The organism is Aeromonas sp. Prich7-2 (assembly GCF_017939255.1).
Classification (GTDB): domain Bacteria; phylum Pseudomonadota; class Gammaproteobacteria; order Enterobacterales; family Aeromonadaceae; genus Aeromonas; species Aeromonas caviae.
Window position 1 is genome coordinate 1 of the sequence record NZ_JAGKRI010000014.1, and the last position, 15,454, is coordinate 15,454.

Consider the following 15,454-nt stretch of genomic DNA (forward strand, 5'->3'; position numbering starts at 1 on the left):
GAAAACCGCATTATCGGTATCGAGAAATGGAAACCAAGCTGCTGGTTGGCAGCGATTGTCAGCTGACAACGAGGTGATCTGCGCCTCAGTAGCCGCTGAAAACCGCATTATCGGTATCGAGAAATGGAAACCAAGCTGCTGGTTGGCACCGATTGTCAGCTGACAATGGGGTGATCTGCGCATCAGTAGCCGCTGGAAACCGCATTATCGGTATCGAGAAATGGAAACTAGGCTACTGGCTGGCAGCGATTGTCAGCTGACAACGGGGTGATCTGCACCTCAGTAGTCGCTGGCGACCCCATTATCGGTATCGTGAAATGAAATCCTGGCTGCTTGCTGGCCGATCTTCGGCTCGGTGCTTTCTGGCAGATGGATTATCGGTAGTATGAGATGGAACTCGTCCTGTCCAGCGATGGCGATTGTCAGCTGACAACGGAGTGATCAGTACATCAATGCCCGCAGGCATTTGCATTATAAGTATCGTGAAATGCTTACAGTACATCAATCTCGGTATCAGCGATTTTTTCAGAATATCTCCCAGGCACAGGGTTGTTGTTTTCAACGGTTTTGTTGTAGTCACAACGAGAGGATTGAGATACCTGCTGGCTTCTGCTTCCTAATCGGCTGTCTGGGCGATGCGTTTGTGAGTTGTGACACCGACGATTTCCTAAACAAGATCTCCTTTCCCGACTGGCCTCATGAGAGGACTGCCTAGTATCATCGCTACTCTGTGAGGGTCGACGGAGCAACGGATGTAGCGTTTGTGGGCAAACTTCTGGCCGAATGTGACGCATCTCCCTGATGCGTCCGATGACAACGAGTGTGGTTTCGCCTGGCACTGGCTGGAGCTGAAACTGTACCAAACCAGCTCAGGGCGGTTTGTATGCAGTGATAAGGTGAGGTGTTTGGCGTGTTCGAGTTTATTGCAAATCCAGGGCGGGCCATTGGGTAAGAGCAACAGCCATGCTATGGCTATGGCAGCAATGATGCAGGCGAGACCCCAAGGGCCTTTGCGATCAAATAAACTTTTTCAAGGGTTACCCTAGTCTCCCCACGTTCGATTTTTCCCATATGACCACGGTCTATACCAGCAATTAGCGCTAGTTTTTCCTGTTGCATACCTCGTGCAGACCGCAGTTCTCGTACATTTTTACCGAATGCAGTTGCGAGCATCGTCAGCTCAAACTCGTCAGAATCCATGTTATCTCCTCACAAGAGGAGCTATGGTCTACATTATACGGCGCACTGTACACGCCTATTAGTACACTTGTATAATGACACGGCATATAAGCATCATTTGAGGGTGGATAATGTCCAATCAACAGATCATCCTGAGCCAGGATCAAAAAAGTGGCACAGTGACATTAATTTTTCACAATGCGGATTTCCTAGCCGCAGTAGGAGATTCGCTGAGAGTGGATTCACTCTTACATGTCACTATCAATCAATCCATATATGATGAATTTGTTAAGAGTGTGATGGGTTCGTTTGTTGCTGAGTTTATGGATTTTAAGAAAAATTGGCCGATACCTCAGGAGCTAAGGAAGTGAACAAGTCTCTGATATGAGATGTTTACACTCATATGGAGCTGTATCTTAGAGGGCCATCATTAGTCATGCCTGGTATTCCAGCCAGTCTACAGCCCTTGGGTGAATCACATAGAGCGGCAGTGGCACAAGTTAGAGAGACCATGCTCATCCCCAAAATATGTACTTTAACGAGGTAAACAACACGATTGCGCCCTCCAAAAAGAGGCTGTGTTTGAGACAAGTTGCGTCAGCCCTGATGTCTGCCAACGGAAGATCACCGCTCTTCGCTCATCGTGGTTTGCCACAGCGGCGGGCGCATTTGTCGCTGGACCTAGTAAAGTAATGCCAACACTGCCTCAGCTTGTTTTGGATTATAACTGGCGTCAATCAGCGTTTTAATCCCCCTATGAGTCTCCATGGGGGCGGGCTTCATTAAGCACCTCTTCAATGTCGGTCAACCCAACATAACATCCTAGCCTAGGCGTTAAGCCAGGATTCCATGCTCGATGCGGCTGATGCGGTCGAGCAGAGCTTGAGCGTGTTCGGGCGTATCCTGATGGTTGATCGGACGAACACCTCCTAGGTAACGGGAGACATGACCCTGTGTGAAGCGACATATCAGTACTACAACTTTCAGCACCAGCACAGTGATGGGATACCGCCAGCACAAGCCTGACTGACTGTATTAGCTATGGATTGGTCTTGTGCTCTTAGGACAACCCAAGGAGACGAATCCTACTTTGGGGGCCTGTTTTGTGTTGGACATCGCTCAATCACTCTTAGGTGGCTCTTATTCAAGGGCGCGGATTTTACCGGAATGGCTAACCAAAAACTATACAGCCGACACGTCGGAAGCGAACAATCTCTTTGCCCGGGGACGCGGGGTGGGGCGGGCGTGACATGACCACGGGCAGGGAGGGGGCCGTCGCCAGTGCGGGCGGGATCACGATCCCTGTGCGCCGTCACCATTTGGCAGGAGGGGCAAAACGGGTGTCACTATACTCCCAACAGGCCTATCAGAAGGATGTGCGGGATGGAGAGTTCATTTGGTGAGAAAGTGCAGAACGTGCACGCCACCCTCAGGCAGCGCTTTGACAAGTTGAGCCGGGTGGCGATCGCCATCTACGACCCGCAGACGGACCAGCTCAAGACCTTTGCCCACAGCACGGACGGGGGCTCGCCGCTGTTGCAGTACGAGGTCAGGCTGAGCGAGGTGCCTTCCCTGCGCTACCTGGCCGAACATCAGCAGCCCAGGGTGCTCGACACCCTGGATTCCCTGCTTGGCTCCCCCTCCGAGCACAGCCGCAAAGTGCTGGCGGCCGGGTACGCGTCGAGCTATACCGAGCCGCTGCTGCTCAACAGTCGCTTGTTCGGCTTTCTGTTTTGCGATGCCAAAGAGCCCGGTTACTTCGATGGCGCCATTTGCGGTGAGCTGGCGGCCTATGCCCAGATCCTGGCGGCCATCATCGCGGTGGAGTTCTTTTCCATCCAGACCCTGAACGGGGCCCTGACCACGGTGCGGGAGTTCAGCCGCTACCGGGACGAGGAGACCGCCAATCACCTGCACCGGATGTCGGCCTATTCGCGGCTCATCGCCCGGGAGGTGGCGGCCCATTACCCCTTGAGTGACGAGGAGGTGGAGTTCATTCACCTCTTCTCCGAGCTGCACGATATCGGCAAGATTGCGGTGCCCGACGCCATCCTGCTCAAGCCGGGCAAGCTCACGGCCGAGGAGTACGGGGTGATGAAGACCCACCCCTTCAAGGGGCGGGAGATGATCGCCCTGATGATCCGCAAGTTCGGCCTGGACGGCATCCATCACACCGACATGCTGAAGAACATCATCGCCTACCACCACGAGCGTTTCGACGGTCAGGGGTATCCGGAAGGATTGGCGGGGGAGGCGATCCCCCTGGAAGCCCGCATCGTTGCGGTGGCAGATGTGTTTGACGCCCTTACCAGCGAGCGACCCTACAAGCAGGCCTGGCCCCTCGAAACGGCTTTTGAATACCTCAAGACCCATGCCGGCAGCCAGTTCGACCCTGTCTGCGTCGCGGCGGCGCTGCAAAGCCGGGAGGCGTTTTGTGCCATCCACCGGCAATATCGGGATCCCGTGATCACCTGATTGCGCCCCTCTCTCCTCCCTGGTTTCTCCCGGATTCCCCAGGCCCCGTCATCTGATGGCGGGGCCTGGGGCCATTTCTCGTTTCATCGCCTTTTGGTGCATCCGGCGCCGGGGGTTGTTCTGCGGCATTGCGGCTTTGCGGCGGGGCAGGGCGCCGCGGTGAGCGGGGCGGCCAACGGGAGGATTGTCCGGGGTAAGGTCATAAGAGTGCCTTATAAAGAGAGGTCAGACATTAGCCATATGACTGACATGAGGCCGCTGGCGGGCACGACATGGCCGGGGCGGCGCTTCTGGCGGCCCGTCCCGTCGCGATGTCGGCTCGGTGGTGACACTTTGATCATTTCAATAATTCTTGTATAGTTGAAATGAAGCATCCAAGGGGGGAGACCCATGAACAAAGAGACGGCCACCAAGGTCTTTGAATCACTGGCTTCCGGGATCCGGCTCGAGGTGTGGCGGCTGCTGGTCAAGGCCGGGCTGGAGGGGCGGGTCGCGGGGGAGCTGGCCGGCGAGCTCGACATCGCCCCCAATACCCTCTCGTTTCACCTCAAGGGGATGCTCAACGCCGGGTTGCTGTCGGTGGAGCAGGAGGGGCGCTTTCTGCGCTATCGCGCCAACATCCCCCTGATGCTGGGGGTGATCGCCTACCTCACCGAGGAGTGCTGCGCCGGTCATCCCGAGGCGTGCGGCCTGCTGCCCGCCGGGCCCGGCAGCGCTTCCCGCGCCGAGGGGTCGTCGCCCTGCTGCGGCGAGTCGTAACGGGCCAGGGCTGTCGATGCCCATGTGCCGTGTCATTCATCTATTCAACCTGGGGTGCGAGCGTGGATCGCACCGGGAGTCATCATGTCTGCAAGCTGTGAGGCCAAGGCAGCCCCTGCCATCGGCTTTTTTGAACGTTATCTGACCGCCTGGGTCGCCCTCTGCATCCTGGTGGGCATTGGTCTGGGGCAGGGGTTGCCGAGCCTCTTCAAGGCCATCGGCGCCATGGAGGTGGCCAGGGTCAACCTGCCGGTGGGGCTGCTTATCTGGGTGATGATCATCCCCATGCTGCTCAAGATAGATTTTGGCGCCCTGCACCAGGTGAAGGGGCACCTCAAGGGAATCGGGGTCACCCTCTTCATCAACTGGCTGGTCAAGCCCTTCTCCATGGCCTTCCTCGGCTGGCTCTTCATCCGCGTGCTGTTTGCCGACTGGCTGCCGGCGGATCAGCTGGACAGCTACGTGGCGGGTCTCATCCTGCTGGCGGCGGCCCCCTGCACCGCCATGGTGTTTGTCTGGAGTCGCCTCACCAACGGCGATCCCTACTTCACCCTGTCGCAGGTGGCGGTGAACGACCTCATCATGGTGTTTGCCTTTGCCCCGCTGGTGGCGCTGCTGCTCGGGGTCTCCAGCATAGTCGTGCCCTGGGATACCCTGCTCACCTCGGTGGTGCTCTACATCGTCATCCCTGTCATCCTCGCCCAGCTGCTGCGCAAGGCCTTGCTGAGAAAGGGGCAGGCCCATTTTGACGGCGTCATGACCCGCATCCAGCCCTGGTCGGTGGCGGCCCTGCTGCTCACCCTGGTGCTGCTGTTCGCCTTCCAGGGCAACGCCATCATGGAGCAGCCGCTGGTCATCGCCCTCCTGGCGGTGCCCATCCTGATCCAGGTGCTGTTCAACTCCGGGCTCGCCTACTGGCTCAACCGCAAGGTGGGGGAGAAGCACTCGGTGGCCTGCCCTTCCGCTCTGATCGGGGCCTCCAACTTCTTCGAGCTGGCGGTGGCCGCCGCCATCAGCCTGTTCGGCTTTCATTCCGGCGCGGCGCTCGCCACCGTGGTCGGGGTGCTCATCGAGGTGCCGGTCATGCTGCTGGTGGTGCGCGTGGTCAACGCCAGCAAACCCTGGTACGAGGCGGGGCTGAGCCGCTAACCCATTTCTATTCACTTGAGTCATGAGAGACAGGCAAATGAGTGCAATCACTATCTATCACAACCCGGAGTGCGGCACCTCCCGCAACACCCTCGCGCTGATTCGCAACAGCGGTGTGGAGCCCACCATCATTCACTATCTGGAGACGCCCCCCTCCCGCGACGAGCTGGTGGCCCTGATCGCCGCCATGGGCATGCCGGTGCGCGATCTGCTGCGCAAGAACGTGCCCCCCTACGAGGCGCTGGGGCTGGCAGAAGATCGCTTCAGCGATGACGAACTGATCGATGCCATGCTGGCCCACCCCATCCTCATCAACCGGCCCATCGTGGTCACCCCCCTCGGCACCCGGCTGTGCCGCCCGTCGGAGGTGGTGCTCGATATCCTGCCCGACCCGCAGCAAGGGGCCTTTGCCAAGGAGGATGGCGAGCAGGTGGTGGACGGCCAGGGCAAACGGCTTCGTTGAGCCCCTGCGCGTCAGCGTCTGACCCGCGCCGGGGGGATGCCCTTAACGGGCAGGCGCCAGATCTGCTACTGTGACCTTCGACTCATCACAGAGGGTGGAAACAATGAAGATTCGATTCCTGGTGATAGCCACGGCACTGGCGCTGGCCTCGACCCCCGGTCTGGCCGACTGGGCAAAGCTGAAGGAGGCCGCCTCCGAACTCGGTACCGCGGTGAGCGATACCAGCAAGGAGGCGTGGAAGGGGATCACCGATTTTTCCAAGGAGACCTGGGAGTCGGTGTCCAGCTGGGGGGCCGAAGCCTACAACAAGGCGGGGGCCTGGACGGCAGAGAGCGCGGCCACCGGCAAGGAGTGGCTGACCGCCGCCGAGAAGAAGCTCGACACCATGCTCGAGCCCAAGACCCCGGAGGAGGCGAGAACCGCCCTCGATACCATGGCCGATACCGCCCTGGTGCGGCTGTTCAACGAACAGCCCTCGGCCAAGTTGCTGTTTGACAAGGCTTATGGCTATGCGGTGTTCGACTCGCGCAAGTTCTCCCTGATGATCCACACCAATCAGGGGGCCGGGGTGGCCGTCAATCGCACCAGTGGCAAGCACACCTACATGAAGATGTTCGGTGCCGGTCTTGCGGCCGGGATCGGCGGCAAGTTCTACCAGCAGGTGATCCTGTTCGAAGACAAGGCGAGGTTCGATGCCTTCGTCAGCAAGGGGTGGGAAGCCACCTCCGAGGTGGGCGCCGTGGCGGGCAAGGAGAGCGCCGAGCTCACCGCCAAATACAATGGCGGCATGGCCATCTACCAGATTGGCGAGAAGGGGCTGTTGCTTGACGCCAACATCTCGGGCTCCAAGTATTGGCTGGATGATGACCTGAACAAGTGATCCCTGCCGATCTGACTCGTTTTTTCTTGGAGGAGATCGAGGTGCACTCTGTTTAATTGTCGGGACTTGCAGTAAAAAGAGGGCCTTGGGCCCTCTTTTTCATGGGGGCCGCACAGAGTCCGGCGACCAGGAGAGCAAGATGACCCATGAGGCCGAACAGGATCGGATGGCTGCCCACCGCCGGGAGTGGGACAAGCAGAGCATCTATCTGCGACTGCAGGAGGGGAGCCCGGCCGCGTTCTGGGTCTGGGGGGATCTGGTGGCACCGCTCGAACCCTGCCTGACACAGGGTGATCAGGAGGCATCCTTCGGTTGGGGGGAGGCCGGCGAGGCCAGCCTGGCGCTTTCCCATGCCATCATCGCCAGGCTGGTGAGCGTGGGGCTGGTGGCCCCCGAGCAGGCGGGGGAGAAGGCCCGCTACCTGCGCGACGAGGTGCTGGCCAAGCTGCCTGCAGGCGAGCACTACGATCTGCACCTGAGTTACCTGCGGCTGCTGCTGGGCGATCCCCCCGGCTCTGCGGCCTGATCCCCGGATGGCCGGTGCCCGCCGGCCTGATCGCGCCCCGCTTTTATCCCTGATCTCGAGATCTCGCTCTGGTTGGCACCTTTATTGCTTCAAGCCAGTCAGTGTCAATGATTTGTCTGGGAAGGGAAGATGGAAATTAGCGCAAGCAGCCTGATGCAAGAGATGCAGGCCCTCAAGGTGGAAGCCGGTGCCACGCCGTTGACCCAGCCCGGTCGTCCGGTCAGCTCGGATTTCGGCCAGATGCTGCAACAGGCCCTGGACAACGTCAACGAGTTGCAGGGCACCGCCAACGATCTGCGTACCCGCTTCGATCTCGGCGACAAGTCGGTGGATCTCTCCCAGGTGATGATCGCCGGCCAGAAATCCTCCATCGCCTTCGAGGCGACGGTGCAGGTGCGCAACAAGATGGTCGATGCCTACAAGACCATTATGAACATGCCGGTGTAACTCGGGCCCATGGCGACCGAGCATCATGAAGATGTCAGCAACAAGGACATAAACCGTGGCAACTGATCAAAACGGCGATCTGCTGATCAACAACGAGGGGGCGGCCGCCCTCGACGAGCACGAGCAGAAGAGCTCGGCGCTGGGCTTCCTGTCCAACACCGATGTGTTGCGCCAGATCACCCTGATCCTGGGGCTGACCATCTGTCTGGCCATCGCCGTCTTCATCCTCTTGTGGGGCAAGGAGCCGGAGATGCGTCCCCTCGGCACCTTCACCACCCAGGAGCTGGTCTCCACCCTGGATTACCTGGATCAGCAGAAGATCCCCTATCAGGTGGACGGCAAGAGCGTGCTGGTCAGTGCTGAAAACTATGCGGACATCCGGTTGCGCCTGACCCGCGCCGGTCTGGCCAACAACAGCGACGCCAGCAACGACGGCGAAGCCATCCTGCTCAAGGACTCCAGCTTCGGCGTCAGCCAGCGCATGGAGAGCGAGCGCCTGAAACTGAGCCGTGAGCGCCAGTTGGCGAGCGCCATCGAGCAGTTCCAGAACGTCGCCAAGGCCCAGGTGCTGCTGGCTATCCCGAAAGACAACGTGTTTGCCCGCAACGAACGCAAGCCCAGCGCGACTGTGGTCCTGAGCCTCAAGGGCAACGCCCTGGGCCAGGGTGAGGTGGACTCTATCGTCGACATGGTCGCCTCCGCCGTTCACGGTCTGGAGCCGACCCGCGTCACCGTGACCGACCAGAACGGTCGCCTGCTCAACTCCGGCTCCCAGGATCCCCTCTCTGCCCAGACCCGCAAGGAGTTTGCGATGCAGCAGAAGCAGGAGCTCGAATACAAACAAAAAATTGACGCCATCCTGATCCCGGTGCTGGGGGCCGACAACTATACGGCAGAGGTGGATCTCTCCCTCGACTTCTCCCAGCAGGAACAGACCCGCAAGACCTACAACCCGGACCTGCCGGCGGTGCGCTCCGAAATGACCATGGAAGAGAACAGCGCCAGCGGCAGCAACGGCGGGGTGCCCGGTGCCCTCTCCAACCAGCCGCCCGCTGCGTCCAACATTCCCGAGCAGGCAGCCGGCGCAGAAGGAACCGCCTCTTCCGGCCGTTCCCGCAAGGAAGCGACCCGCAACTTCGAACTGGACACCACCGTCAGCCACATCCGGCGCCAGCAGGGCGGCATTCGCCGCATGACGGTGTCGGTGGCGGTAGATTACAAGGCCATCCCCGGCGCCGACGGTGCCGTGACCCGGGAAGCCCGCAGCCAGGCCGAACTCGATACCCTGCGCCGTCTGCTGAGCGGCGGTCTGGGCTTTGACGTGACCCGGGGGGATACCCTGGAGGTGGTCGCCATTCCGTTCAACCGCCCGGAACTCGAGACCGTGGCCGACATCCCTCTCTACGAGCAGCCCTGGTTCTGGCGCGCGGTGCGCATCGCCGCCTCCGTGCTGGTTATCATAGTGCTCATCGTCACCGTGGTGCGGCCCATGCTCAAGCGCCTGCTCTACCCGGACGCCAAGCCGGAAGGGGAGCTGGACTTCGACAACCACACCGTGCTGGGTGGCGACGACGAACTGAGCCTGCTGGCCGCCCAGGCCGAGGCCGAACCGGTATTCGGTCTGCGGGATGGTCAGCTCAAGCTGCCTGACCTGCACCGTGACGAGGATCTGCTCAAGGCCGTGCGCGCCCTGGTAGCGAACGAACCTGACCTGGCCGCCCAGGTCATCAAAGAATGGGTAACCAAAGATGCCTGAAGAGAATAAAAGCCAGGTCACCGGCAACGACATCACCGAAAGCCAGCGCCTGATCCTGGATCAGATGGGGGGCATGGAGATGGCGGCGGTGCTGATGCTGAGCCTCAACGAGGAGGACGCGGCCCAGATCTTCCGCCACCTCGAGCCCAAGCAGGTGCAGCGGCTCGGCATGTCCATGGCCTCCATGTCGGATTTCAGCCACGATCGGGTGGCGGCGGTGCATCGTCAATTTATCGACGACATCCAGAAGTACACCAACATCGGCATCGGCAGTGAAGACTTCGTGCGCAAAGCCCTGGTGGCGGCGCTCGGGGAGGACAAGGCCAGCAACCTGGTGGATCAGATCATCCTGGGGTCAGGCGCCCGCGGCCTCGACTCCCTCAAGTGGATGGATGCCCGCCAGGTGGCCAGCATCATCCAGAATGAGCACCCGCAGATCCAGACCATCGTCCTCTCCTATCTGGAGCCGGAGCAGTCCGCCGAGATCCTGAGCCAGTTCCCGGAGCAGGTGCGCCTGGATCTGGTGATGCGCATCGCCAACCTCGAAGAGGTGCAACCGGCGGCGCTGCAGGAGCTCAACGACATCATGGAGAAACAGTTCGCCGGTGCGGCCGGTGCCCAGGCGGCCAAGATGGGCGGCCTGAAGGCGGCGGCCAACATCATGAACTACCTGGACACCAACATCGAAGGGCAGCTGATGGACTCCATCCGCGAGTCGGACGAGGAGATGAGCCAGCAGATCCAGGATCTGATGTTCGTGTTCGAAAACCTCATCGACGTGGACGATCGGGGCATCCAGACCCTGCTGCGGGAAGTGCCCGGGGATCTGCTGCAACGGGCCCTCAAGGGGTCGGACGACCAGATGCGGGAAAAAGTATTCAAGAACATGTCCAAGCGGGCCGCCGAGATGCTGGCGGACGACCTCGAGGCTATGGGGCCGATCCGGGTCTCCGAGGTGGAAGCCGCCCAGAAGGAGATCCTCTCCACCGCGCGCCGCCTGGCGGATGCGGGCGAGATCATGCTGGGGGCGGGTGGTGGCGAAGAGTTCCTCTAAGCCATGGGCCATGGAATGTGCGATGATGTCGGCCCCTGTACCCGGCCCTCGATAGGAGTCTCTTCGGCACATGAATGACAAGAACAGCAAACTGCGCGGCTATCTGAGGCCCGAGTCCGACACGGCGCAGATTGAGACCTGGGGCTGGCCAGAGATGGAGACCGAAGCCGAGGTCGAGACCAATGCCCTGGGGCTGGCTCCTGACTGGTATCGTCAGGAGCAGGCCGATGCGGCCCTGCCGGAAGAACAACCCGAAGAGCCCGCCCCCAGCATCACCGCCGAAGAGGTGGAGGCGATTCGTCAGGCCGCCTGGGAAGAGGGGATGCGCGATGGGCGCGAGGCCGGTTTTGCCAAGGGGCTGGAAGAGGGCAAGCTCGAAGGCTTGCAGCAGGGCCACCAGGCCGGGCTGGAGCAGGGCAGGGAAGAGGGACTCGCCATGGGGCGGGAGCAGGTGGAGCTGGAGATAGCCCGCTGGCAAGCCCTGGTCTCACGTCTGGCCACTCCCCTTGGCGAGATGGACGAGGCGGTGGAGCAGCAGCTCATCGCCCTGGTGCAACAGCTCGCCCGCGCCCTCATCCGCCATGAGGCGCAAACCTCCCCCACGCTGCTGCTGGAGGCCCTCAAGCAGGGGTTGGCCCTGCTCCCTGCCGCCGAGCAGGGGGTCACCCTGATGCTGCACCCGGAGGATGTGACCCGGGTAGAGGCCGCCTTTGGCGCCGAGGAGTGCGCCAGGCGCCACTGGCGGCTGCAAAGCGAGCCCACCTTCTCCCCCGGCGATCTGCAACTGGCCACCGAGCTTTCCAGCATCGATCTCACCCTCTCCGGGCGCATCGATCAACTGCTGCGCAACTTCCTGCGTGACAACGCGAGCTGAGCCATGGCCCGGTTCGAACCCGTCGTGCAGCGCCCTGCTGACGGCATCATCAGGCACTCATCGTCGGAGGCGACATGACGGCACCCCTTCTTGATCGGCTTAAAGGCTACCGGGTTCGCGAGCAGGCCCCCATACCACCGGTGGCAGGCAAGCTCACCCGGGTGGTGGGGTTGACCCTGGAAGCTATTGGCTGCCGCGCCGCCATCGGCTCCCTGTGCCGCATCGATACCCAGGATGGGGCCCTGGAGGCCGAGGTGGTGGGGTTTGCCGGGGATCGCCTGTTCTTGATGCCGAGCGAGCAGCTCAAGGGGGTTATTCCCGGCGCCCGGGTGGTGCCCGTCACCGAAGATCACGGCATTCCGGTGGGCATGAGTCTGCTTGGCCGGGTCATCGATGGCATCGGCCAGCCCCTGGACGGGCTCGGCCCCATCCTCTCGTCCCAGACGGTGCAGTTCGCCCAGCACCGTATCAATCCCCTGGCCCGACGCCCCATCCATCAACCCATGGACGTGGGGGTACGGGCCATCAATGCCGTGCTCACCGTGGGCCGGGGTCAGCGCATGGGGTTGTTCGCCGGCTCCGGTGTCGGCAAATCCGTGCTGCTTGGCATGATGACCCGGGGCTCGGTGGCGGATGTCGTCGTGGTGGGCCTCATCGGCGAGCGGGGCCGGGAGGTGAAGGAGTTCATCGAGGAGATCCTCGGCGCCGAGGGGCGCGAGCGCGCCGTGGTGGTGGCCGCCCCTGCCGATGCCTCGCCGCTGATGCGCCTCAAGGGGTGCGAGACGGCGCTCGCCATTGCCGAGTATTTCCGCGAGCAGGGGCTCAACGTGCTGCTGCTGATGGACTCCCTCACCCGCTACGCCCAGGCACAGCGGGAAATTGCACTGGCGGTGGGGGAGCCGCCGGCCACCAAGGGCTATCCCCCCTCGGTGTTTGCCAAATTGCCGGCGCTGGTGGAGCGGGCCGGCAACGGCAGCGACGGCCAGGGCTCCATCACCGCCTTTTTCACCGTGCTGACGGAGGGGGACGATCTGCAGGATCCCATCGCCGACGCGGCCCGGGCCATCCTCGATGGCCACATCGTGCTGGCGCGGGAGCTGGCGGATGCGGGCCACTACCCGGCCATCGACATCGAAAAATCCATCAGCCGGGTCATGCCCATGGTGACCTCACCGGAGCACATGGAGCTGGCGCGCACCTTCAAGCAGTTCTACTCCCTCTACCAGCAGAACCGGGATCTCATCACCATCGGCGCCTACAGCCAGGGATCGGATCCGCGCATCGACCGGGCCATCATCCAGAAACCCTATCTGGATCAGTTCTTGCAGCAGAAAATGCGCGAGGTCATTCACTACGATGAAGGCCTGCAATCCCTGCAACTGGTGGCCATGCCCCTGATGCGTTGACCGGTGGAGAGCCCTTATGAGTAAAGGATTGACGTTGCTGGCGAGCCGGCTGGAGGAGGCCGAACAGCAGGCCGCCATGGCGCTGGCCAAGGCCCAGCAGGATCTCAAGCTGTTCATGGATCAGCAAAACGCCCTCAACCAGTACCGCCAGATCTACCACCAGCAGTGGACGGAGCGCGGTCTGCAGGGGATCAGCCCCCAGCAGAACAGCCAGTATCACGCCTTCATCAACAAGCTCGAAAACGCGGCGACCCAGCAGTACCAAGGGGTGTTGCAGGTGCGCGAGGCACTGGCCGAGTGCCGCACCCAGTGGCTCGAAGCCCAGCAGCGGCGCAAGGCGGTCGAGCTGCTGCTGGAGAAGAAGGCGGACAAGGTGCGCCAGAAGGCCCAGCGCCAGGAGCAGAAGATGCTGGATGACTACGCCATCCTGCGTCGTTATCACCAATCTGGCCTGTAATTTGCTTTCTTCCGGTCATGCGAGGCCGATGAGCCAAGCCATGACCGCACGTGCGGCCGTCACCGAATCGTCGTCAGGGATCCCAGCATGATACAGACCCCCTTGATTAGCACTCTCCCCCAGGCGCCTTCTGCCGATGGCAGCGCCACCCTGCTGGCTCCCACCGTCGGGGGCGAAGGGGGCGTGCAGCCGTCAGGCGAGGGCAAGGCCGCCTTCTCGCAAGCCATGGCCATGGCCCAGCTGATGGGCAAGGCGCCAGCCAGTCAGGGCAATCCAGCGCTCCAGGGCTCCGCCGAGGGCGCCGGAGAAGGGTTTGCCCCGGCTGCCAAATCTTTGGCGTCTGACGAGCCCGCCACCGAGTCCGCGTCTTCCTCGAAGGGGGCGGACGACGAGGGCGAGCTGCCTCCCGACGACTTCCTGCAACAGTTGCAAGCCTCCCTGCGCCAGGATGTGAGCCTGGTGGTGCCCCCGACATCGCCCGCCATGGCCGGTGAGGCGGCGGCGCCTGTGGACGGCAACCCCTTGCCGCCTGGCGCCGCTGCGCCTGGGATGGCAGAGGACGTGGGGTTGGCAGAGAGCGTGGAGGCGGCAGAGGGGAGCGCCTCCCTGCCGCAGATGACGCCAGAGCGTCAGCAGGAAGGGAACAAAACGAAAGCCATCCCCAGTGCGGCCCAAGGCGCCAGCGCCGTGCCGAGCGGTCAGGGTGCTCTGCCGCTGGGGGCGGAAGAGCACCCCTTGGCCGATGACACTGCCGTGGCCGACCAGGGAGGAACGACCCGCCAGCCCATGGCAGGCAAGGGAGCGGAGCCGGATGCCAAGGGGGCCGAGCCCCCTCTCTCGGGTCAGGAGCGTGCCGCCCTGCTCGCCAAGGCGGTGGCAGGAGAAAGCGCCCAGGCTCCCACTGTCACCCAAGCTGACTCATCGCAAGAGGCACAGGTGAGCGATCCCCTGGCGTCGGCCGGACAGGGGGCAACCGCTTCCCGTGCCGCCAGCGCCTATGGCGATGGCGTGATCCGGACGGTGGCGCAGGGGCCGGCCCCTGCGGCCACACCGGAGTCCGCCCCGCCTGCGACGGCGGCAGGGGCAGAGAAGGAGGCCCCTGTCGCCGGTGAGGCCAGACAGGCCGAGGCGGCGAGCAGGCAGGGAGCCCGTGCAGGGGCCGAGCCTGCGGTGAATGCAGGGAGCAGCCAGCCCGTGACGACGGAGGACCCGGCCCCAGTCCAGGCGGCGCCGCAGATCCTGGCCCGTCATGAATCCCAGGGGGCACAGGCCCCCCTGACGGCCCTCTCGGCGGGCCTGGACCAGATGGAGAGCGCCCCCGTGGTGGCCGCCGGCGCTGCCGTGTCGGTGAAGCCCGCGGTGGACAAGTCCCGGCTCGATGAGCTGGGCAAACAGTCGGGGATGGAGGTCAAGGGCAGTGAACCCGCCGAGGGGAGCCAGCCTTTGCATCAGGCCCAGAGCCAGGTCGGCGAGAACCGACCGCTGGCCGAGGCGACCGTCAGACGAGAGCCTCAGAGCCTGCCCCACCTCAAGCTGGCGACCCCTGAGGCCCCCGAGCAGCTTCACCACAAGGTGAACCTGATGCTGGCGGACAAGCTGCAACAGGCGGAGATCCAGCTAGACCCCCTGGGGCTTGGCAAGATGAAGATCCAAATCCAGATGGATGCCTCCAGCCAGGCCAGCGTGCACTTCGTGGTGCAGCATGGCCAGACCCGTGAGATGCTGGAGCAGGCCATGCCGCGCCTGCGCGACATGCTGGCAGGGCAGGGGATCCAGCTCGGCCAGACCGTGGTGCAGCAACAGGCGCAGCAGCAAGCCTTCCAGCAGCAGGGGCAGTCATCCTTCCAGGGTCAGTCCGGTTTCGGTGACCAGGGGCGACAGGGGGGAAATGGCGGCGGCAGCGATGGCAGAGAGGCCGAGGGGAGCGCTCGCAACCTCACGCTGCTGGTGGAATCGGCAAACGATGCCGGAATCGATTTCTATGCTTGATGCATTCTTAAGTAAGTTTATGATACCGAACAAGTTTGAG

15 protein-coding genes are annotated in these 15,454 nt (G+C 62.2%); 14 read left to right on the forward strand and 1 reads right to left on the reverse strand.

Features of this window, described 5'->3' with window-relative positions:
* Window positions 1-972 precede the first annotated feature (972 nt).
* The gene (locus tag J9892_RS03755; protein ID WP_080697938.1) at window positions 973-1,200 is read right to left on the reverse strand and encodes a helix-turn-helix transcriptional regulator; all 228 of its coding nucleotides are present in this window, start codon (window positions 1,198-1,200) and stop codon (window positions 973-975) included.
* Between the two features lie 110 nt (window positions 1,201-1,310).
* On the opposite strand from J9892_RS03755, the gene J9892_RS03760 reads away from it, so the two are divergent.
* From J9892_RS03760 to J9892_RS03825, 14 genes are all read left to right on the forward strand, one after another.
* Window positions 1,311-1,550, forward strand: coding sequence for a hypothetical protein (locus tag J9892_RS03760; RefSeq protein ID WP_042878959.1), 240 nt, complete (start codon window positions 1,311-1,313; stop codon window positions 1,548-1,550).
* 1,012 nt (window positions 1,551-2,562) lie between these two features.
* Window positions 2,563-3,654, forward strand: coding sequence for an HD domain-containing phosphohydrolase (locus J9892_RS03765; protein ID WP_113977752.1), 1,092 nt, complete (start codon window positions 2,563-2,565; stop codon window positions 3,652-3,654).
* Between the two features lie 390 nt (window positions 3,655-4,044).
* The gene (locus tag J9892_RS03770) at window positions 4,045-4,413 is read left to right on the forward strand and encodes a helix-turn-helix domain-containing protein (protein ID WP_039039917.1); all 369 of its coding nucleotides are present in this window, start codon (window positions 4,045-4,047) and stop codon (window positions 4,411-4,413) included.
* An 84-nt stretch (window positions 4,414-4,497) separates the two neighbouring features.
* Window positions 4,498-5,562 carry an ACR3 family arsenite efflux transporter gene (gene arsB, locus J9892_RS03775; protein WP_042878966.1) on the forward strand — a complete coding sequence of 355 codons (1,065 nt, stop codon included), beginning with the start codon at window positions 4,498-4,500 and terminating at the stop codon, window positions 5,560-5,562.
* A gap of 37 nt (window positions 5,563-5,599) precedes the next feature.
* Complete coding sequence (arsC, locus tag J9892_RS03780) at window positions 5,600-6,025, forward strand: glutaredoxin-dependent arsenate reductase (protein ID WP_113977750.1); 426 nt, start codon at window positions 5,600-5,602, stop codon at window positions 6,023-6,025.
* Window positions 6,026-6,128: 103 nt separating this feature from the next.
* Window positions 6,129-6,905, forward strand: a complete 777-nt coding sequence (locus J9892_RS03785) for a hypothetical protein (protein WP_210537994.1) — start codon at window positions 6,129-6,131, stop codon at window positions 6,903-6,905.
* Between the two features lie 139 nt (window positions 6,906-7,044).
* Window positions 7,045-7,431 (forward strand): hypothetical protein, encoded by a 387-nt coding sequence (locus J9892_RS03790; protein WP_113977749.1) that lies wholly within the window; start codon window positions 7,045-7,047, stop codon window positions 7,429-7,431.
* Between the two features lie 129 nt (window positions 7,432-7,560).
* Window positions 7,561-7,878: a flagellar hook-basal body complex protein FliE gene (fliE, locus tag J9892_RS03795; protein WP_029314161.1), complete on the forward strand. Its 318-nt coding sequence runs from the start codon at window positions 7,561-7,563 to the stop codon at window positions 7,876-7,878.
* A gap of 55 nt (window positions 7,879-7,933) precedes the next feature.
* Entirely contained in the window at window positions 7,934-9,634 is a 1,701-nt protein-coding gene (gene fliF, locus J9892_RS03800; RefSeq protein WP_010673916.1) for a flagellar basal-body MS-ring/collar protein FliF, read from the forward strand.
* Window positions 9,627-10,688 carry a flagellar motor switch protein FliG gene (gene fliG / locus J9892_RS03805; RefSeq protein WP_010673917.1) on the forward strand — a complete coding sequence of 354 codons (1,062 nt, stop codon included), beginning with the start codon at window positions 9,627-9,629 and terminating at the stop codon, window positions 10,686-10,688. Before fliF ends, fliG begins: the two co-directional genes overlap by 8 nt.
* A gap of 70 nt (window positions 10,689-10,758) precedes the next feature.
* Window positions 10,759-11,562, forward strand: coding sequence for a flagellar assembly protein FliH (gene fliH, locus J9892_RS03810; RefSeq protein WP_042878970.1), 804 nt, complete (start codon window positions 10,759-10,761; stop codon window positions 11,560-11,562).
* A 74-nt stretch (window positions 11,563-11,636) separates the two neighbouring features.
* Window positions 11,637-12,968, forward strand: coding sequence for a flagellar protein export ATPase FliI (gene fliI, locus J9892_RS03815; protein ID WP_029314163.1), 1,332 nt, complete (start codon window positions 11,637-11,639; stop codon window positions 12,966-12,968).
* A gap of 16 nt (window positions 12,969-12,984) precedes the next feature.
* Window positions 12,985-13,425, forward strand: coding sequence for a flagellar export protein FliJ (fliJ, locus tag J9892_RS03820; protein WP_039039911.1), 441 nt, complete (start codon window positions 12,985-12,987; stop codon window positions 13,423-13,425).
* A gap of 87 nt (window positions 13,426-13,512) precedes the next feature.
* Window positions 13,513-15,414, forward strand: coding sequence for a flagellar hook-length control protein FliK (locus tag J9892_RS03825; protein ID WP_210537995.1), 1,902 nt, complete (start codon window positions 13,513-13,515; stop codon window positions 15,412-15,414).
* Window positions 15,415-15,454 lie beyond the last annotated feature (40 nt).